This window comes from Paenibacillus phytorum (assembly GCF_013141715.1).
Lineage (GTDB): Bacteria > Bacillota > Bacilli > Paenibacillales > NBRC-103111 > Paenibacillus_E > Paenibacillus_E phytorum.
The window spans coordinates 88756-109321 of sequence record NZ_WHOA01000037.1 but is presented as its reverse complement, the minus strand read 5'-3'; the positions used below and the strand labels follow the sequence as shown (position 1 = coordinate 109321).

Sequence of the window (20566 nt, the reverse complement as noted above, 5' to 3'; positions counted from 1 at the left end):
TATATTAATGCGGGCGTAGTTTAATGGTAGAACTTCAGCCTTCCAAGCTGATCGCGCGGGTTCGATTCCCGCCGCCCGCTTACCGTATTACAACACTAAAGCCTTGATATATAAGGCTTTTTTTGTTTTATGTAGTTTCGTTTGAGCTTTGATTCAAGTCTCGATAATCGTCGATGTTGATGGGGAGGGACGGGCAGTTTAACGCAACCCTTCCATTATTTGAATCGTCTATTATTTACATTAGGAACTTCAGTAGGTTACTTCAATTTTATTACTGCTTAAGGAGAGAAAGACAATGCAAATCACAAGGCATAAGAAATTAACATCAATCATTGTTTTCAGCCGAGATGTATCGCAAACTGTTTCAACTTTCACCAGAGAAGCAGGATCTCTTTGGGCATCTCCATATCCTTCATCTTCGAAATGGCAGGGATATCATGATCGATTCGAACGGAATGGATAAAGTACCACTTTCAGATAAGCGTTCGAATGCATAAAAGAGCTCGGATTCGATATTATTTATGGTGGTATCCACAGAAATGACTCGGTCTTCAAATCATCAGAAGAAATTGCATCTTCACACACTCTAGAATTATCCGAGGCTAAACTAACGCAGAACTATTTACAAGCTTATTACGCGATCCAAGATCTCGAAGTGAACTGAATTCGGATACAAAAAGGAATCTTCCCTAATTCTGTCGAATCCAATGAATAAAGACTCAGTTGATTCTAGAGTGTAGGGGGCGAAGACTTGAATCCGAAATTCAATCATCAAAAATTCGTGGTTAGAAAACAGATCCTTTCTCTAGTTGGCGCTAAAATCGATATTTTCGACATTGATGAAAAGGCAATTCTGTTCTCGAAGATGAAAGCCTTCAAGCTGAAGGAAGACATCCGAATATACGGGGATGAAACAATGCAAGATGAGTTGATAAGCATTCAAGCGCGAAGCGTCATTGATTTTTCCTCAATCTTCGACGTAGTTGATGTCGAAACCGGGATCAAGGTAGGTTCTTTGCGACGCAAAGGGATGAAGTCGATCTTCAAGGATGAATGGGCGATTTTGAGCCCAAGTGACTCGGAGATCGGATTGATTAAGGAAGATAACGCACTGCTTGCTCTTTTGCGAAGATTCCTGACGAATTTGATTCCTCAGCATTACAACGTGGAGATGAACGGGACCAAGGTCGCAGAGTTCAAACAAAATTTAAACCCGTTCGTCCAAAAGCTAAACCTCGATTTCTCCGCTGACCACAACTACAAGCTTGATCGCCGCTTGGGCCTCGCCGCCGCGGTGCTACTGATCGGCGTCGAGGGCAATCAGGGATAGAAACGTAATAGTTTTATAACAACGTCACCACGATGCGTGGTGACGTTGTTTTGTAATTATAAGTTCGCCTAATGACCGTATTAAACATGACAACAACAAATGGTGGAGGTCAAGAACATTGTCCCAATACCAACGGTTCATATAGCTCCATTAAGCTAACGGGCAGGATAGTTCCAATTTGTGGTATTATGCCAGTTGGAATATTATGTACTTCGAATGGGAATGGAGACTTATGGGATGAGAATGTATACAGACCCTAAAGGCGAAGCTTACGAGCAGGTAATAGATTTGGCGATACGGAACTCGGAATGTTTTGTGCTTGGGGAGAAAATTCCGGCTGATGTGGTACGGGGCCATTACACAAGCGTATTGGAAGCGTTGGAACCTTACCTGGTGAAGACAATCATAATCCAAGGCGATAATATGGATGAATTTACACAAATAAGAAATACCTATCGCAGTCATGCCTTTTATACCGCGGGAACCTACTATTTTTATAGATGCTGCGAAGAAAGCGGGAACCTACTGAAGCAAATGGCAAACCGCCTGTCGGATTGGATTTATCCTAGCCTGCCGGAAGATTTGTGTTTCTTGAAAGAAGGTGGCGGAGACTACCTTTACTCGGTTGTGCATGAACATATGTATGGTATGGAAGTAACTGAGGAAGAAGCAATCGAACTGATGGATCGAATTACAGGGCTTTTTTTGGAATTAAAGGCTCACCGGGACCTGGATCGTCTGCTAGATGATGCCATTAAGCATAAAACCGACTGGCTGTATATAAGTGGACATGGGCTGACAGAGCTGCCTGAGAGAATCCGGGACCTTACAGAGATACGTGGTCTAGAAATTTTTGAACAGGATATTTATCGTCTACCCGAAGGTCTGTTCGAGTTAAGCAAGCTAGAACGCTTGAAAATCCTGACGGCTGATTTGGAGAGTATTCCCGCATCCATAGCCAGGCTGAAGAACCTGAAAGAGCTTTGCATCCATTGTGCGAGCTCGGATCGGCCGACTCCCGGGTATCGGGCCAAGCCGAAGGAAGAGATCAGCCTAAACCGCATCCCACCGGAGATTGGAGAGCTAGAACAACTGGAGCAGCTTACGATTCAATACACCTCAATCCATGAGCTACCGCTCGAGCTAGAGAAGCTGAAGCACCTGCGAATCTTGGACTTAGGAATGTGTATGATCAATCGGAAGCCTGATTTCCTCTATGGTATGAAGCAACTGAAATACATTAATGTGTCACAGGATTCGTTATGGGAAACGATTGAATCATAACACCGTAATATCAAATGAAGTTTGACCAAAAATTTATATCAGCATATAAAGACAAAGCCACTCCTAACAATGGAGTGGCTTCTTTGTATAGAACTTTTCTGTTATTGGGAAATAACGAATTGTATATAAATACATTATAACGTATAATTATACATTATGTGTACGGAGGTATATGCTATGAAAGTATTTGTAGATGGCCAGTACGGGACGACGGGACTAAATATACATGAAAGACTTAACCAACGAAACGACGTGGAACTTCTATGGATTTCAGAGGAGCAAAAGAAAGATCCCGAGATCCGAATAAAGTTAATGAATGAAGCGGATATTGTATTCTTGTGTCTGCCAGACCAGGCTGCTCGAGAGGCCATAAAACTCATTATTAATCCTAATACCCGGGTTATTGATAGCAGTACGGCTTTTCGTACCAATGAAGCGTGGACCTATGGCTTGCCAGAATTATCGGCTTTACAAAGGGGCAAGATAGCCAATGCTGCGCGTGTGTCAGTGCCAGGTTGCCACGCAACTGCGTTCGTGCTTGCGATTAATCCACTTGTCCAAAGGGGAATCCTTCCACGTGATTATCCGGTTAGTTGCCACTCATTAACGGGTTATAGTGGTGGGGGCAAGGCATTCATTGAACAATACGAGACAGGCGGTTTTAGTGACGTAAACGACAGCCTAAGGTACCCACAGCACTATAGTTTAAAGCTGGATCATAAGCATTTGCCTGAAATGAAGAAATTTACGGATCTTGAGTTCCAGCCTGTATTTCTTCCAACTGTTTGCAATTTTTACAATGGTATGGTTGTGACGGTTCCTTTAGTTACTCGTCTGCTTATTAATCAACCTAGCCTTCAGGAAATTCATGCTGCTCTCACAGATTATTATCAAGGAGAAACGTTCGTAAGAGTCATCCCGCTTGATGATACTAAGGGAATTTCCCAATATGCCCTTGATCCGACACTATGCAACGGAACCAATTATTCTGAGATTTTTGTCCTAGGGAATGACGATCAAGTTCTTGTCGCATGCAGACTGGACAACCTCGGGAAGGGTTCATCGGGAGCAGCGATTCAATGTATGAACATAATGTTGGGACTTGATGAGGGATTTGGGCAAACCCTTGAGGAGTAAACATGAGCGGAGTAGGTTCGCTCAATAGTCCCATAATAATGCGTTCCATCATGTAATACTGCGCAAATTGGTCTTCCTACGAATGGCAATGTGTTCCTCGAAGTCAGTGGGCATCGGCAAAAGAAAATGGCAATAGTACCCTACAATGCATACGCTAACATAAGACTATAATATAAGTTGGGTGAACTACTGAATGCTAGTTAAAAACATTGAAAATGAAAATAATTTTGGGAGACCTGAGGCAATTGGGAATATTGGAACGGTATGGCCACCGGGAATAACTGGACTCAAAATAAACTATCAAAATCCATATCCAGGAACGCAATTATTTGGTCCTATTCTCGGCTATTCTTATGCACCCTATCCTATGGTTGCACCAATGTATGTGGGCTTTCCGTATAGTTACATCTTTGGAAATCCCATAATTCAGTACAGAATAGGAGGAACTTACGGTTATTTATTCTGTTAAGTGATTACGATACGTTTGCGCTTTTGCTCGGCGGTTGCCTCCCGGTGGCATACGTCCAAGCAAGCACTATGTACCGAACGTATAAATATAACGTAGTGGAAAATCACACTGAAGGGAATGAGTAAACATGAGCGGAGGCTTCGTGTGGGGCAACTCACATGCCTTTTCTTTATACATACGGCGGTGTCAATCATAGAAACGATGACCGACCAATTACAGATTTAAACGACAAATGGAGTGATAGGGGTTCAAGAGAGTATAGTCCAAACATGAAGAATCAACATAAGATGACAAGAAGTTATTTCATATAAAAGGATGAGTGAGCAGGGAATGAAAACTTTACATCAGCGTGAAAAAAAGCACAGACGCGTGAAAGTCGGGCAAAAAGCCATTCCTGCATCATTGCCCTCTATCTCTTCGCAAGTTAAAGAGAACTTAGGAACACCGGTATGTGTAGTGCTCAAGGATGGTTCTCTGTATTACGGAGTGCTAAACGAATTACAAGGCAACCAAGTCATTCTTCAAGGCTTCAAGGGAAATCGGAAGCTCCCCCGAAATAAAGGCAAAGCTAAAGCACAAATATCCAATTTAGGAGGTTTGGGAGGCTTACTTGGCGGAGGCGGATTAGGAAACATGCTTGGCCTTCTTGGTGGTCTTGGTAAAGGTGGTGCTGCAACAGGTACTGCTGGGGGTGGAGGTTTCTTTGGTAACATAGGCAGCTTTTTTAAGTTGGGGATGGGAGTCATTTCTTTTATCATGCCATTGATGAAAAATTTCTCGATTTGAGGGAGTAGACTTCTACACACAAGATATTATCGATAGAAAATAAAAAAGACAAGAACTGCAAAGCCTTGATGCTGCGCGGTTTTTGTCTTTTTATGCGGGAACGGGGAGAGAACTCCTACTGCTTCCCCTTTCCCTGCAATTCGTTCAAATATTCGTCCAATCGATCGAAGCGCTCCTCCCACATGCGGCGGTAAGATTCCAGCCAGGTGTTCATTTCTATGAAGGGCTGAGCCCGAAGCTTATAAATGCGCCGATTGGCACTGGGCTGTACTTCAACAAACCCCGCGTCACTTAGGACGCGGAGATGTTTGGAAACTTGTGGCTGCTGGAGGCTGAGGCGCTCGGCGATTTCCCCTACGGTGAGGGGACCGCCCCGCAGGAGTTCGACGATGTGCAATCGGTTGGGCTCTGCTAGTGCGCTCCAGGTTGTTGTGATCAAGCCCATGTTCATGCACTCCTTCCTTCAACATATACCAGGCAAGGGAGTTTTTTATGCCGCTAAGCGTGGTGGCTGACTTAATGATGCAGCTCTTTGTTTCCTATGATAGCACATATAGGACCCTCCGATGACAACAAATCCGATGATGAAAAACGCCCAGCCGCCGACAGGATCGCCCACAGCGATACTTGAATACATCGCACCTATAAGGTCAAATGTAAGCCCGGCATAAGCCCATTCCTTAATTCTCGGAAAGCCGGGAATCAGTATCGCTAGAATACCTAATAATTTGGCTATACCCAGGAAGGGCAGGAGGTAAGAGGGATAGCCTAAATGAGCAAATAAGACAACCGCATCTGATGCATAGAGGATATCCGGGATAGCACCAATGCCCATCAAGATTACCAATAAAGCTGTGAAAATCCAGTACATAACTTTCGTTTTTTTCATGAATTTATTACTCCCTTCAATTATTATTTGATTTGATTTTGGTCCTTACATAGTGGCCAGTTGTTCCTCGAGACGATCAAGTGTCGATTTAGCGCCTTCGATAGCCCCGTATTCCTTGACCACTTTTTCAAGGTAAGCAGCTGATTTGAATCGACTCGTCATGGTGAGCTCTGTCGTCGAATTAGCTTGCTCGGCAAACGTGACCGTCACATGAAATTGTTCGTCGTCATCGCCGTCGCCATGTGAGTATACGAGTTGCTCTGGGCTTACGATTTTATGGTAGGTGATTTTATTATCATAATCGACGCCGTCCGGACCGTGCATAACGTAACGCCATACCCCGCCTGGTCTAACATCGATTTCTTGAACCGTATTCGTAAAGCCCTTGGGTCCCCACCATTTTGGCAAATGCTCCGGATCTGTCCAAGCCTCGAAAACCAGTTCCCGCGGCGCTTGAAAGATACGCGTGATACGAAATTCCTGACCTGCAATTGAAGTGTGCGTGTTGTTGGTGTCCTGAGCGTTATTCATAATAATCATCCTCCAAATTGTTTTTGTTCTTTGTGTTTTGAATATACCATAACAGGAATATTCCTGTAAAGGAATATTTATAAATAATTTCAGTTATAGCCAGGAAAGCAGCTATATTCAATTTTTTGGCGTCGATAACCTCCCAAAGTTCCTGGAATTCCGCTTTGATAAGGACGTCGATCAGCCCCTAATAATGTGTAGGAAGATTGATTTTCGTTTTTCTCAATGCTGTTTGCACCCATGTAAATGACCATTCACCACCCTATTGTAGTTGTAACATAAAACGACATTTAGTCATTTCGTTATCTTGCTGTTTCATTCGAGAATGCGTACAAAAGCTCATTTTCGGGGTTATACTGTTCGCAGAAGGTATTAGAACTTGAATGCGACGATACGCGCAAAGAGGGAGGCTTACAGCATGCCTGAGAATCTGTCACAAGGATTAGCTGATTTGGATTGGAATTTCATTCAGCAGTCGCTGGACGAGCACGGTTATGCCAAATTACCTGGCTTGTTAAGTAATACGGAATGTAAGGAAATCATAAGCACTTACGAGGAAGAGATCCGCTTTCGAACGACCATTGACATGGCTCGGTACCGCTTCGGGATTGGGGAGTACAAATATTACAACGCTCCCTTGCCATTTTTGCTTCAACAGCTGCGCGAAGGATTGTATCCGGAACTTGCCATAACAGCTAATCGCTGGCTAGAACAATTGGGTCACAATGCTTCTTATCCAGCGACATTAACGGAATTCCTCGATCAATGTCATCAAGAGGGGCAGAACCGACCAACCCCATTGATCCTGAAATATGAAGCAGGGGGATACAATTGTCTGCATCAGGATTTGTATGGGAAAGTTTTCTTTCCCTTTCAGGTCGTATTCGCTCTTAATCAAAGAGAAGAAGATTTCACAGGCGGGGAGTTACTGTTGGTGGAGCAGCGTCCGAGGGCGCAAAGTAGAGGCCATGTCATCACGTTGAAACAAGGAGAGGGTCTGATTTTTCCAACCACTTATCGTCCGGTTTTGGGAACGCGCGGCTATTATAAAACGACTCTTCGACACGGTGTAAACACAGTTACAACAGGTACAAGATACAGTTTGGGTATTATATTTCACGATGCGAAATAGAGTCTTACTTCCAACCCGGGCGCCTAGCGCCCGGGTTTTATCATGAAAAGAATATCCGCGCAAAAAAGGTATAGTCCTCGGAGCAAAGGATGGGGAAGGCAGCAAGAAGAGAAGATTTCCAATTAGGATGATGCTTGTTAAGTTGGGATCAAGCCCAGTGACAACAAGGCTGACAACAGAAAGGAAGATGAACGAAGTATGCTTGCACAACCAGCTGTGGATACCAGAAGCCCCGGAAGCGCCAAACAGATGGCTTCACGAAGATCGTTATGGAAGGATCTGAAGCGCAGACCATTTCTCTATATGCTGCTTCTTCCAGTCATTGCTTACTTCCTTGTATTTAAGTATTTCCCACTATATGGAGAAATCATTGCTTTCAAGGATTTTCGGCTCGGCGACGGCATTTGGGGGAGTAAATGGGTAGGGTTGGAGCATTTCAATCGATTGCTCCACAGCAGCGATCTGTTTAAGATCGTTCGCAACACGCTTCTATTAAATCTATACGGGCTGATTTTTGGTTTCCCTGTCCCGATTGCACTCGCGATTATGCTGAACGAAGTACGGGTCGAATGGTATAAGCGAGTCGTGCAAAACCTTCTCTATTTGCCGCATTTTTTATCGTGGATTATTCTCGGCACGATCGTCATCGGTCTGCTTTCCCCAGGCAGCGGTTTCATCAATTATGTGCTCAAGGCATTCGGACTTGATCCGATCTATTTCATGGGAAATACCTTCTGGTGGCCCTTCGTCTATGTCTTCTCGGGGATATGGCGGGACGCCGGCTTCAGCACGATTCTTTATTTGGCGGCCATGTCAAGCATTGACCCGCATCTGTATGAAGCAGCCCGTATAGACGGCGGCGGCAAATTGCGGCAGATCTGGCATGTGACGCTTCCTGGTATTCGAAGCACGATAGCACTCATGCTTGTTCTGCAAATGGGCCGCATGTTCGACGTAGGCTTCGAGCACGTCTGGGTGCTTACCAATCCTATGGTAACAAGCGTTTCTGACGTGATGAGCACTTACATTTACAGGCTCGGGCTCGTCAATCTGCAATACAGCTACACGACTGCGATTGGATTGGTGCAATCCATCGTCGGCTTGATACTCGTACTTTCGGTGAATCGCATCATTCGGGCGATGGGAGAGCGGGCGTTATGGTAGCGAAGGATGCAGCTAGAGGCAAATTCAATCACCGAAAGGAGGGGCTGCGGATGGCCATTTGGAAAGAGCGTGTGCCCCGCTTACTACTTTATTTCATCTTGGGGTTATGCACGTTCTCGACGCTGTTCCCGTTTTTGAATGTATTGGCGGTTTCACTCAGCTCAGGCGAGGCCATACGTGCCGGCAGCGTTTCGATATGGCCACGGCAGTTTACATGGGATGCCTATCGCAATTTGATCGATGATGGGCAGCTGTTCATCGCGATGAAAAACACGGTCGTGATGACCGTTGTCGGCACCTCTTTAAACATGCTGGTTACGATCATGGCGGCTTACCCGCTATCGAAAATGGATCTGCGGGGACGGGGTCCTGTTCTCGGCATGATTATTTTTACCATGCTGTTCACCGGAGGGCTAATACCGCAGTTTCTACTCGTCAAAAGTTTGGGACTGATGAATACGTATTGGTCGCTTTGGTTGTCGGGTCTTCTCAGCACGTACAATTTCTTCGTTCTCAAGACGTTCTTCGAAGGACTGCCGAGCGAGCTTGAGGAGTCGGCCGCTATCGATGGGGCGAAGGACTGGGTCGTGCTTGTGCGCATCGTCCTTCCACTGGCACTTCCGGTTATCGCAGCGTTGACGCTCTTCTACGCGGTTGGATGGTGGAATGCGTATTACAACGTGCTCATTTTCATTAAAAGTTCAACCCAAATGTCATTGATGGTGAAGCTCTATCAGATGATCGACAACCTCGATCCAGCGCTATTGATTGGGGACTCGAGTGACGGGAGCAATGCGCTGCCGCCGGAAGGTGTGCGTGCGGGAGCCGCTATGCTGGCTTCGCTGCCGATTCTGATCATTTATCCGTTTCTGCAAAAATATTTCGTCAAAGGCGTCTTGATGGGTTCCGTCAAAGGCTAGCTTGATGGGCAAGCAGGTTTGGTCAACGGTTCATAATGGCGCTAAGCGCCTTGTGATATAATTTATTCAAATGGGAGGTCATCGTATGAAGAGAACAAAACGATGGGTGTTAGGTTCAACGATTTTGGCAATGACGTTGGGTGCGGCTTTAGCTGGCTGCGCAAAATCTGAAGAAGGTGCGAGCGGTAGTCCAGCTCCATCAGCAGCAGGCAAGGTGGAAGACAAGTACGATAAGCTGCCGAAGACTGTTAGCGTTTCCATGTATGACCGAGGCGCGGTGGCAGCCGAGGAAGGCTCCTATGAGCAGAACCGCTGGACCAAGTGGATTCAGGAGCAATCAGGCGTCCAAGTTAAATATGTGCCAGTTCCCCGCAATCAGGCGCAGGATAAGCTGAATACGCTGATTGCTTCTGGCGAAGCGCCGGATCTGATTTGGGATTATGACCGCAACTATATCGGCACGCTAGTCTCGCAGGGCGTCGTGCAGCCGATCGATGATTACATCAGTCAGTACAGCACGGTGATTAAGAATTATATCAACGACAATCCAGAATTGAAACCGCTTATGACCTTCGACGGCAAAATATACGGGATCACGACCAAGCGGCCATTGAACGGCTTGGCTAATGGCGGCATGTGGATCCGGCAGGATTGGCTGGATAAGGTTGGTATGAAGGCACCGACGACGGAAGAAGAGTTCTTCGCAGTAACCAAAGCCTTCAAAGAGAAAGGGTTGTCCGGGAATACGAACGCGCCTGTCGTTTCGATGTTCGTTTGGCCAAACGTGATCACTGGCCTTTATGCGACACATAGCACGCAATGGTACCTCGATGGCGGTAAAATGGTTAATGCGAGGGTCGCTGACCGCAATGTCGGCGCCATTAACTTCGAACGCAAGCTGTATGAGAACGGGTACATTGATAAGGAATATATGACGGATAAAAATAGCCAGAAGATGATGGCTGACTGGGCGCAAGGCAAATCAGGCATCCTGATCGGTACCGTTGGCAATGGCATTGATACCTATATGAAAGATCTGATGAAGAATTTCCCAGATGCAAATCCGGTGCCATTAGCAGCTTTCTCAACGCAGTACGGGAAGTTCGGCTCCTACCAAGAAACGTCGGCCAATATTTATGTCGCGTTCAATAAAAATATGAAAAATCCTAAGGCAGCGATCCAATATCTCGACTGGTTGTTGGATAAAGGCTGGTACACACTGGCAAATGGTATTGAGAACACGCATTTCAAATTAGTGAATGGCGTTCCTCAGGTGCTTGATGCGGACAAATTTAAGAAGGAAGTTGCGTATGCAGCTGAATATGCGATCTTAAGAAACGATGCGAAGACGTTCAAACTCGAGGATTTGATGGTTAAAGCCGCACAGGATCCGCTTTCGCAGCGCTGGGCGAAGTTGAACGCTGAAGCGATGAAGACATCGCTTAACGTGCCGTTCCGCCGGGATATTCCATACTCTCCGAATTCCCCGGAAATCAGCAATGTGTTTGCGAGCATCGAGCCTAAGCTGATCGAGATCCGTACGCGAGCGATCGTCAAAGGCGATATCACGCCAGAGCAGGCGCTTGATATGATTCGTAAGGAGTACAAGAGTGCTGGCGGCGACAAGGCCGATCAAATTGCGCAAGAATGGTACGATAAAAATAAAGCGAATTTCAAATAACTTGATGTGGATCTATTAAGAACTCGAGGGGGCAAAGGCATGTTTTGGCGATCAAAGAGAAGCCGTTCGAAGCGTACGATGTCGATTATTTTGCTTTTTTTGAGCCTATGTATTGTTTCGACAGCAGGCCTGTCCTATTTCATCACGACCAATCATCTTGAGGCAGAAGTCGAGCAAACGAACATGTCGCTGCTCCACGAGGTAAACAGCAAGCTGCTGCTGGTGCTGAAAGCGGTCGACGCTGAAGCGATGCAATTTCTACGCAGCCGTGATATGAGGATGTTCATGGAGGATGATGCTGCCGATCAGCAGGACACAATTAATATCAATACGCGAATTGGGGATATGCTGCTGAGCAATGATACCATCTTTTCAATTGATCTGTATTCCTATGCCAAAAAGCGTTGGTCGCAGACCAATCCATTTCAGACGGCGGAGCCGGGCACTGATTATCAGTGGATTAATGCGTTCGAACGCTATAAAGGCTTTTATCAGTGGGTCGGTACGCGTAAGCTTTCCCTTGATGAGGCAGGTAACATACGGCAAAATGTGATGACGCTGATTCGCTCCTATCCGCTTACACATGGGGATGGATACCGCAAAGGTGCCGTAGCTTTCAATGTGGATGAGCGATCCATTTACAATTTAATTAATAATGCAATAGATCCTTCATTCGGCTACTTGTTTCTGGCAGATGCGGAGGGAACGATCCTCAGTCATGCTGATAAATCTTTGATCGGCGCGAAGGCAGGCGAACTCCTCTGGTCACAAGAAATGAACAAGCGGGAAGAAGGCATGTTCCGTACGAAAATTAATGGGATTAACCGAACTGTCTTCTATATGAAAAGCCCCTATACGGGTTGGGAAATTATTAGTGTTGTATCCGATGCTGAGCTTAGCAAGCCGCTGGTACAGGTACGAAATACATTGTTTGGCATTTCTATTCTCTTATTGCTTCTAGCCGGAGGCATGTCGGTGGTGCTCAACAGCTGGATGTTTCGGCCGGTGAATCGGGTTCTGACGAATGTGACGAAGCAGCTGCAGGCGTATGGCCGCTTCGAAAGACAAGATGAGTATTCGGCAGAGGATGAGTTCAGCGGAATTGAATTATCCTTGTCGTACATCTTGGCCGACAGCAATCGCATGCATAGACAAATGCGGGAAACACAGCCGGTTATTAAATGGCGGCTTGTGATGGATGCTCTAATCGGCGCACGCCAAAATCCATCGGAGCTGCTTCCCAGCCTTGAAGCGATCGGATATCCCCTGCATGTGCAGCAGTATATGGTAATGACTGTCGAGTTTGATCGTAAATCGGTGATTGCGACTCCACAGGATCTGCAACTATATAGTTATGCGCTCTGCAATGTGGCGGAGGAGATGATCAACAGTGAGTATCGAGGGGTTGCCATTGAAGCAAGGGATGGCATGGTGGTTATTATAATCAGCTTTGACGAAGCGGACGGGGAAGCTAATTTACTGCGGACGCTGGCGGTGGCTGAGTTGATCAAGAGCTACGTGGAAGAACAGTTCAAACAGACGATTTCGATTGGGTTGGGCCGCTTGACGCAAGATTTGGGCATGCTCCAGCAATCTTACCATGACGCAATGTCGGCGCTGTCGTACAAGATGATTCTCGGAGGCAATGCGATCATTTCCAGCGAAGATATTCGTGAGCCGGCAAGCGGAGAGTTTATGCGGTTGCTTGGCATGACGGATGGGATTGTTGACTCGCTGCGCCTGACAGATAGTGAGAAAATGGCGAAGCAGACGGAGCGGTGGTTCGGTGAGATGGCTGGCAGTGGTGCTGCGCCTGATATGATTCGGCAACTGGTTGTACATTTCATGATGAAGGCAGCCAAAGTTGTAGGCGAGATCGATCCGGCGCTGCTCGAAGAGGCGCCTTCACATCGGCTATTCGATCTGCTGAGCCAATACGAAAGCATCCATGAGTTGTCGGATTACGTCATTGAGCAGCTTGCTCGATATGCAGGGCAAATCGAGGAGAGACGCAGCAATCGAGAGCGAAACGACGTTGTTGAGCGGATCACCGCTTTTATCGATGCGCACTATATGCACAGCGATTTATCATTAAATTATTTGGCAAGCGAGTTCAAACTGAGCGTGTCGCATGTGAGCCGCATATTCAAGGAGCACACGGAAAGAAATTTCATTGATTATTTGATGGATATTCGTATGAGGAAAGCGAAGGAACTGCTCGCTGGTACCGAGATGCTGATCCGCGATGTTTCCGGAGCGGTGGGCTACACCAACGTCAACAGCTTCGTGCGAATTTTCAAGAAAAGCACGGGGTTTACGCCAGGCGAATATCGAGAACGTGAGCAAGCGTCGCAAAATGGAGAAGTCGGTGCCAACGATGCCGGCGAAGCCGAATAAGAATGCAATGGGAGGTAAGAACGATGCTCAAACATACATCATTTACAGATACAATCACGGGGCTGCCGATCCTGGCCATTGGGTCCGAAGCAGGCGATACGGGACATCACTACTATACGGCGATGTCGTGGCTGTCGGACAGCCGACATGTGATTGTATACACGGATATGGACCGGGAGACTTGGAATGGTAACATCGTGCGTTTCGATACGGAAACGGGGGATGTGCAAGGGCTGGAGGAAGGCCTGACTTGGGGGAGCGGGGTTGTCTCATGCGATGATATTTTATATCTGCTCCGCAAGAATGAGTTATACGCAATTGATGCGTGGAGCGGGGAACGGCGTACGATTTGCATGTTGGAAGAGCGCTGTACGTTCTTTGGGCCATTATCGGTGACGAATGATGGCAAGGTGCTTGGTGTCTACTGGAAAGAGCAGCTTGTTCGCTCCGAGGATGCTGCATCTCGGGAAGCCGATTGGGTGATCGGCACGGTTCATACAGAGAGCGGAGAGGTACGAGAAGCTGCCCGTCCTCAATTCGAGGAACCTTTTCCGGTAGCGAATCATGCCATGATTAATCCGGTCGATCCGAATCAACTGTTCTTTTCGCACGAAGGCGCGACAGAGCAAATTCCGGATCGGCTCTGGACAGTCAATGCGCGAACCGGGGACATGCGCAACCTGTTTGCGCAGAAGAGGGCGGAGAGCGGACAGCCAGTCGAATATGTTGGGCACGAAATATGGGCGTTCGATGGCAGTGGGCTATATTTCGTAAAATATCCGCATAGTCCGGATAAACCGACAGGCGTCTATTTCGTGGATCGCCGGGGCGAAGGTTACGAGTTCATTAACGGCGACTACAGGTACTGGCATGTCGGCATCAGTCCTGACGGCAAGTATGCAGCGGCGGATACGCAGGAGCCGGGCATTTCCAAAATCGTGCTGATTAACACGGCTACGAAACAATCCGAGCTGCTGTGTGAACTGCCATGCCGTGGGATGCATCCAGGGCACCCGCATCCATCGTTTAGTCCGGACAGCCGCAAGGTCATCTTCACATTTTCGGATGAGCATGATCGGCTGCATGTTGGGATTATGGATATTGGCGACCGGTTGTAGCGAGGTGAGGATTCGCGAAGGGATGGAAATGAGCAAGCATAGTTTGGCTGCCCGTGTTAGCTTATTAATGAAAACGCTTTCAAAAATGAGAGGGAGTGAGTTTACTTGGTGATGAAAAAATGGATGTTAAGCCTTATGCTGATTTCGTTATTGTTTACCTCACCTTTGTTTGGACTACGATCATTAGACAACACGACCGTTTATGCGGCAGACACGTTACAAAATGCAACGATTGGCGAATTTGAAAGCGATGAAGAACTTTGGAATTTTTACTTGGGAACCGAGTTTCCCGGAGCGAAAGGGGAATATGTACGGGATACGTCCGTATTTAGGTCGGGGACCTATTCGGGTAAGCTGCGCGGGGATTTTAGCACCGGCGGCAAATATGTCTCGGTGAGTAAAAATTTTATTCCTATGGATATACAGAAACTTGAATTTTGGTTCAAAACAGTTGACGCCGCTGCGATCGTACTTCGGGTGACGGATTCGACCGGGCAGGTGCATCAGCAGAAGCTCGCAGTAGCGTCAAATGCGAATTGGCAGAAGATCGAGATCACCAAATTTAACGGGGGCACAAGCTATCTTCATTTCGGCGGGGCCAACGATGGGGTGTGGCATGGAGCAGCCCAAGGGATCGGACTTTTGTTAGAGAAATCTGGTTTGAGCGGTGGGAAAACAAGCGGGAACGTGTGGTTTGATGATGTATCCGCGACGGTTCCGCAGCAAGAGCCTCTATGGGACTCACCGATCGGCAACTTCGAGAACGCCTTTGACATTTGGAAACTAACCTTGGGAGCAGGAGCTAAAGGACAATATGTCCGAGATTCGTCCATGTTTAAGGAGGGAAGCTTTTCGGGTAAGTTGAGCGGGGATTTTAGTGGTACAGGAAAAAGTGTTTCACTGGGAAGATATTTTTCTCCTCGAGAGATAAAGAAGCTTGGATTTTGGGTGAAAACAACGGATGCTGCAGCCATCCTAGTTGTGTTGAAGGATTCGACCGGGCAGGTGCATCAGCAGAAAGTGGCTGTAACGCCGAACGGCAATTGGCAGAAAATCGAGGTATTCAAGTTTACCGAGGGAACGAGTTATCTTCATTATAACGGGGCAAACGACGGGGTTTGGCATGGTCCCGCCCAAGGCATCGGGTTTATCGTTGAGAAGTCTGGCTTGATCGGGGGCAAAACGAGCGGAGACATTCGCTTGGACAATATCGTGACGACATCCACCTTCCCGGATTTATCCATCGAGCAGTCCCGAATGGGGAATGTCTTTCTGGCGAACGAATCTGCAGCTTTTCCTCTTGTAACAAGGGGTGATACTGTAAGCTGGAGCGTATATGACCACCTGGATCATCAAGTATTGGCAGGCAGTGAGGGGGTGCAGGATAGGCAATTGAATTTGACGATTCCTATTCAGCAGCTTGGTTATTATAAGCTTTCGCTTGCTGCTGAGAAAGATGGTCAAACGATCAAGCGTGCAGAAATTTCGTTTGCCCGCTTAGCAGAGGATGATCCTACTCTGGCGAACAACTCTCCGTTCGGAGTGTCCACTCACCTTGCAAGAACAAGCACCGGATGGACGCCTGAGTTAAGTACGCTGTTAAAGCGTGCCGGATCCAAAAATTTCCGTGACGAAATCACTTGGGTAGATGTCGAAAACGAAAAAGGGAAATACCAGAAGCCGCCAGGCCGCGATGCCTTTATGCGGAAAACGCAGCAGGACGGATTGAAGCCGTTCATCACCTTCGACTTTACCAATCCGTTTTACGATCAGGACAGTACGCCTTATTCGGACGAAGGCCGTCAGGGTTTTGCCAATTATGGCAAGGCTTTGCTGGATTTATACGGCAATCAGATGGAATGGGTGGAAGTCTATAATGAGTTTAACGGAGGGTTCGGTGACCGAGGGAACGGCCCCGCTGACTCACGTCCGGACTATTATTTTAAGCTGCTGAAGAAGACCTACGAGACGGTGAAAGCCGCCAGACCGGATGTCACGGTTGTCGGAATGGCATCGAATGTAGATATAAAATGGATGGAGGAAGTGTTTAAGCTTGGCGGACTTCAATACATGGACGTGGTTTCCATCCATCCGTACAATCGAACGTCGGATGGCATGCTGCAAGATATCCTCGCTGCGAAAAGCTTGATCCGAACTTATAACCAAGGTCAGGACAAACCGATATGGATTACGGAAATCGGCTGGAAGACCAATATTGGCGCCACGGGCGTAGTCGAAAAAACGCAAGCGGATTATTTGGTGCGTGCTTATGTGCAAGCGCTGAGCGCCGGTGTCGAGAAAATATTCTGGTATGATTTGATGAATGATGGCATGCAAGCCGACTATGGCGAAGATAATTTCGGGCTCATCCGGCATCAGGAAGATCCCAAAGGCCAGTTCACACCGAAACCCGCTTACGCGGCTTATGGGGCGATGACACGAGAATTGCTTGGCGCAACATTCGTTGAACAGGAAGCTGTTGGCACGGGCATTACCAGTTATCGATTTGATAAAAACGGCCAGAAGCTAAGAGTTGTCTGGGCCAATACCCCCGTACAGGCAGCGATTCAAACGGATTCGCCGATTAAGGTCACGGATATTATGGGGAACACGGAAACCTTTACGCCGCTTAATGGCAAGGTGTATATGACACTAACTGCGGAGCCTATTTACATCCAAAGCGAAATTAACGGAATCACGGTTGATTCGACGTTCGCCGTGACTGGTGACGAGGCTGTAACTGGCGAGCCTGTTGCGCTAACGGTGGAAGCAAAGAATTCATCTGCATCGCCTCTCGCTGCTTCCTTCACGGTGGAAGGATCGACATATTCTTTGAACGCGGGAGCCGGTCAGAATACGTCTCAGCCGTTCGCCCTACCAGGATTGGACCAGGAAGGTATTCGTTATGTCACAGGTGATTTGACTGTGAACGGAAACTTGATTGGAAGGCTTAAACATGAGGTTCAGACGCTTCCATCTTATCATGCACGCATCATTCCAGTTATTACCGACGTGGCTACGAAAGCAGAAGCATTGCACATACAAATCCAGAACAATTCCAAGCAGCTGGCTCTAACCGTCAGGAAAGCGAATTGGCAGTTCGGTACCCAGTCAGGCATACAAGATTTGACCTCTGTGATTCCTCCGGACACGACTAAGTCGTTTGATATTCCGCTGAGCGGTTTTAATTACGGTGTCAGCAATCAAGCGCAAGTGACCGTCCAATTTGACGGAAAACAATCTTTCGTTTATGGAGGGAAGCTGGATTTCAATCCGATCCTTCCTGGAACGGTACAGATTGACGGCTCAGCTGACCCTGCGATCGTAGCGTCGCCGCCGGTTGCGCTTTTGTCGCAAGGGACGGTAAAAATGCAAAACTATACGGGTGCTTCGGATTTGGACGGCAGCGTCTGGGTGAACTGGGATCAGGATCATTTCTATCTGACTGCGACGATCAAAGACAATGTTCATTACACGACTGTAAGCGGAGCTGAGATTTGGAAAAATGACAGTCTCCAATTTGCTGCCATGGCGGGTACTCCTGGTGAAAATCTGGCTTCCTATGAGTTCGGCCTTTCCCAGACGCCTCTGGGGCCGCAAATCTATCGTTGGTTATCACCTAATACCAGCGTTAGGGAGCTTGTAACGAACGGTTCCTTGCAGGTATCAAGAAATGAAGATCAGAAGCTTACGGTGTATGAGCTCGCGCTTCCATGGTCTGAGCTTGCGCCGATCAAACCAGAAACAAATGGCGCCATCAGCTTCTCGCTGCTTGTCAATGATAACGACGGTACCGGTCGCAAAGGGTATATCGAGTGGGGCTCAGGCATTGGGGAAACCAAAGATCCCAAAAAATTCAGAACCGTGCAGTGGATCATAACGGATGAAACACCTCCGGTTACCGTCGCCGAATTGGAAGGGACGAAGCAGAACGGTTGGTACGTCACCGATGTCAAAATAAATCTGATCGCTACGGATGACAAGTCCAGTGTTACGGAAACTGTATACAGTCTGGATGGAGGAACCACTTGGACAAAATATCAGACCGCGCTTGTTTTTAAAGAAGATGGAGTCCACACGCTTTCGTTCCGATCGGTCGATCAGATGGGAAATAAGGAACAGTCGCAAACGATATCCTTCGCGATCGATCAGACCCCGCCGACTGTTCAAATCAGCGGAGGGGGGACGTATACCGTCGATCAGACGGTAACGGTTACCTGCTCTGCCACGGATACCGTATCCGGCGTCGTCTACAGCTCATGCACGGCTCCTTTGCTGAGCAACCCGGCCTATCTGTTGAACGTGGGCGACAATATTGTTTCGGCATATGCTACCGATGCTGCCGGCAATTCCGGAACGGCGGCAACCACCATTACCGTCAAGGTAACAGTGGATAGCATGATCCGGCTCATCGAAGCTTGGATCACCGGCAATGGCAGCCAAGGTATTGTTAACTCGATTGAAACTAAGCTCCGGCATGGACAGTTTGACGCCTTCATCAACGAAGTTCATGCGCAGAAAGGCAAGAAAATTTCCGAAGAAGCTGCAAATTACTTGTTGAAGTTTGTCAATGATTTGAAGTGATAACAAAGATTTCATGAACACTTGCTCCCTCAATGGGGGCAGGTGTTTTTACAAAATACGAAAGCCAGGTGGTTCATGATGTCGAAAATTGAAATGGAACAGTTTACTCAGCTGCATACACCCTATAAGCTCGGCCGTCCGGTGCTGCAAGGATCCGGAGTGGAAGGCAATTTTGATTCGCAAGCCGTCGATTGTCCCTTTGTTTTTGCCCATCAGGATTGTTTCTATATGATGTACGTCGGATATGACGGAATTGGCTATCAGACAGCACTAGCAACAAGCTCCAATTTAATGGAATGGGAGCATAAGGCGATTATCCTCCCGCGATTGAAAACGGATGAAAGATGGGATCATGTGGGTGCTGCGGGATCTTGGATGCTGCTGGAATCAAATGACTTGTACGACCTGCCACGACTCAAAAAGTTAGATAATCGCTATTGGATGATATACCACTCCTATCCGGATAAGGGCTATGAAGCAGGTGGAGCCGTGATGGGATTGGCATGGACAGAGGATGAGAACTTACTGGAATGGCATAGGCTGGATCAGCCTGTCTTTACACATAAAGATGGAGCGGATTGGGAAAAGGCAGGGTTATATAAAAGTTGTGTCATCGAGCATGAAGAGAGGTATTGGATGTTCTACAATGCGAAGAGAGATGAGAAGTGGCCATGGAAAGAAGAGACGGGACTCGCCTTCTCGAGCGATTTAATCCATTGGGAACGTTATGAGAAGAACCCCGTACTTGAGGTAAAGGAAGGGGCCTTTTTCAGTCGATTTTTCAGTGATCCGTGTATTAAACATGATGGTCATCAGTGGGTAAATTTCGCATTTGGTTTCGATGGTGATCATGCACAGGGTGCTCTGGCGGTATCCGACGATTTAACGGTTTGGAGCTATGGAGAACATCCTTTAATTCCATATGGGGAACAAGGGGAACTTGACGAAATCCATGCCCATAAGTCTAATGTCATCTATTGGAATGGAATTCTATATCATTTTTATTGCGCTTGCAGGTATTATAAACAAGATGACCTTACAAAGTTGGAAATATTTGAAGGACAATATGAGTTTCGTTGTATTGCAGTTGCGACCAGTAAATCAATAACTATTGAAGAGATTAATTAATGAAGGGAAAGGGGCT

At 47.1% G+C, this 20566-nt stretch carries 17 protein-coding genes and 1 tRNA gene; 15 read left to right on the top strand and 3 right to left on the bottom strand.

The features are described from left to right. Positions 1 to 9: 9 nt before the first annotated feature. From GC098_RS06295 to GC098_RS06265, 7 genes are all read left to right on the top strand, one after another. Positions 10 to 80: transfer RNA gene (locus GC098_RS06295), tRNA-Gly, on the top strand. 267 nt (positions 81 to 347) lie between these two features. Beyond that, positions 348 to 497 carry a hypothetical protein gene (locus GC098_RS06290; RefSeq protein ID WP_171642008.1) on the top strand — a complete coding sequence of 50 codons (150 nt, stop codon included), beginning with the start codon at positions 348 to 350 and terminating at the stop codon, positions 495 to 497. Between the two features lie 254 nt (positions 498 to 751). Further along, positions 752 to 1330, top strand: coding sequence for an LURP-one-related family protein (locus GC098_RS06285; RefSeq protein WP_171642006.1), 579 nt, complete (start codon positions 752 to 754; stop codon positions 1328 to 1330). 237 nt (positions 1331 to 1567) lie between these two features. Next, positions 1568 to 2614, top strand: coding sequence for a leucine-rich repeat domain-containing protein (locus GC098_RS06280; RefSeq protein ID WP_171642004.1), 1047 nt, complete (start codon positions 1568 to 1570; stop codon positions 2612 to 2614). A gap of 177 nt (positions 2615 to 2791) precedes the next feature. Beyond that, complete coding sequence (gene argC, locus GC098_RS06275; protein WP_171642002.1) at positions 2792 to 3751, top strand: N-acetyl-gamma-glutamyl-phosphate reductase; 960 nt, start codon at positions 2792 to 2794, stop codon at positions 3749 to 3751. Between the two features lie 193 nt (positions 3752 to 3944). After that, positions 3945 to 4220: a hypothetical protein gene (locus GC098_RS06270; RefSeq protein ID WP_171641999.1), complete on the top strand. Its 276-nt coding sequence runs from the start codon at positions 3945 to 3947 to the stop codon at positions 4218 to 4220. Between the two features lie 330 nt (positions 4221 to 4550). Further along, the gene (locus GC098_RS06265; RefSeq protein ID WP_171641997.1) at positions 4551 to 5006 is read left to right on the top strand and encodes a hypothetical protein; all 456 of its coding nucleotides are present in this window, start codon (positions 4551 to 4553) and stop codon (positions 5004 to 5006) included. A gap of 115 nt (positions 5007 to 5121) precedes the next feature. Here the strand turns inward: GC098_RS06265 and GC098_RS06260 are convergent, their stop codons facing one another. From GC098_RS06260 to GC098_RS06250, 3 genes are read right to left on the bottom strand one after another with little or no spacing between them, the layout of a single operon-like run. After that, positions 5122 to 5451 (bottom strand): ArsR/SmtB family transcription factor, encoded by a 330-nt coding sequence (locus tag GC098_RS06260; protein ID WP_307552497.1) that lies wholly within the window; start codon positions 5449 to 5451, stop codon positions 5122 to 5124. A 45-nt stretch (positions 5452 to 5496) separates the two neighbouring features. After that, the gene (locus GC098_RS06255) at positions 5497 to 5895 is read right to left on the bottom strand and encodes a DoxX family protein (RefSeq protein WP_171641992.1); all 399 of its coding nucleotides are present in this window, start codon (positions 5893 to 5895) and stop codon (positions 5497 to 5499) included. Between the two features lie 45 nt (positions 5896 to 5940). Continuing rightward, the gene (locus GC098_RS06250) at positions 5941 to 6426 is read right to left on the bottom strand and encodes an SRPBCC family protein (protein ID WP_171641990.1); all 486 of its coding nucleotides are present in this window, start codon (positions 6424 to 6426) and stop codon (positions 5941 to 5943) included. A gap of 418 nt (positions 6427 to 6844) precedes the next feature. On the opposite strand from GC098_RS06250, the gene GC098_RS06245 reads away from it, so the two are divergent. The 8 genes from GC098_RS06245 (at position 6845) to GC098_RS06210 (ending at position 20550) form a co-directional block, all read left to right on the top strand. Then, complete coding sequence (locus tag GC098_RS06245) at positions 6845 to 7558, top strand: 2OG-Fe(II) oxygenase (RefSeq protein ID WP_171641988.1); 714 nt, start codon at positions 6845 to 6847, stop codon at positions 7556 to 7558. Positions 7559 to 7756: 198 nt separating this feature from the next. Next, on the top strand, positions 7757 to 8722 hold the full coding sequence (locus GC098_RS06240) for an ABC transporter permease (RefSeq protein WP_171641987.1): 966 nt from the start codon (positions 7757 to 7759) through the stop codon (positions 8720 to 8722). Between the two features lie 50 nt (positions 8723 to 8772). Continuing rightward, positions 8773 to 9642 (top strand): carbohydrate ABC transporter permease, encoded by an 870-nt coding sequence (locus GC098_RS06235; protein WP_171641985.1) that lies wholly within the window; start codon positions 8773 to 8775, stop codon positions 9640 to 9642. Between the two features lie 85 nt (positions 9643 to 9727). Continuing rightward, complete coding sequence (locus tag GC098_RS06230; RefSeq protein WP_171641983.1) at positions 9728 to 11323, top strand: extracellular solute-binding protein; 1596 nt, start codon at positions 9728 to 9730, stop codon at positions 11321 to 11323. Between the two features lie 39 nt (positions 11324 to 11362). After that, the gene (locus GC098_RS06225; RefSeq protein ID WP_171641981.1) at positions 11363 to 13720 is read left to right on the top strand and encodes a helix-turn-helix domain-containing protein; all 2358 of its coding nucleotides are present in this window, start codon (positions 11363 to 11365) and stop codon (positions 13718 to 13720) included. Positions 13721 to 13743: 23 nt separating this feature from the next. Continuing rightward, entirely contained in the window at positions 13744 to 14838 is a 1095-nt protein-coding gene (locus GC098_RS06220) for a TolB family protein (protein WP_171641979.1), read from the top strand. 111 nt (positions 14839 to 14949) lie between these two features. Then, positions 14950 to 19422, top strand: coding sequence for an OmpL47-type beta-barrel domain-containing protein (locus tag GC098_RS06215; protein ID WP_171641976.1), 4473 nt, complete (start codon positions 14950 to 14952; stop codon positions 19420 to 19422). Positions 19423 to 19497: 75 nt separating this feature from the next. After that, positions 19498 to 20550: a glycoside hydrolase family protein gene (locus tag GC098_RS06210; protein ID WP_246358451.1), complete on the top strand. Its 1053-nt coding sequence runs from the start codon at positions 19498 to 19500 to the stop codon at positions 20548 to 20550. Positions 20551 to 20566 lie beyond the last annotated feature (16 nt).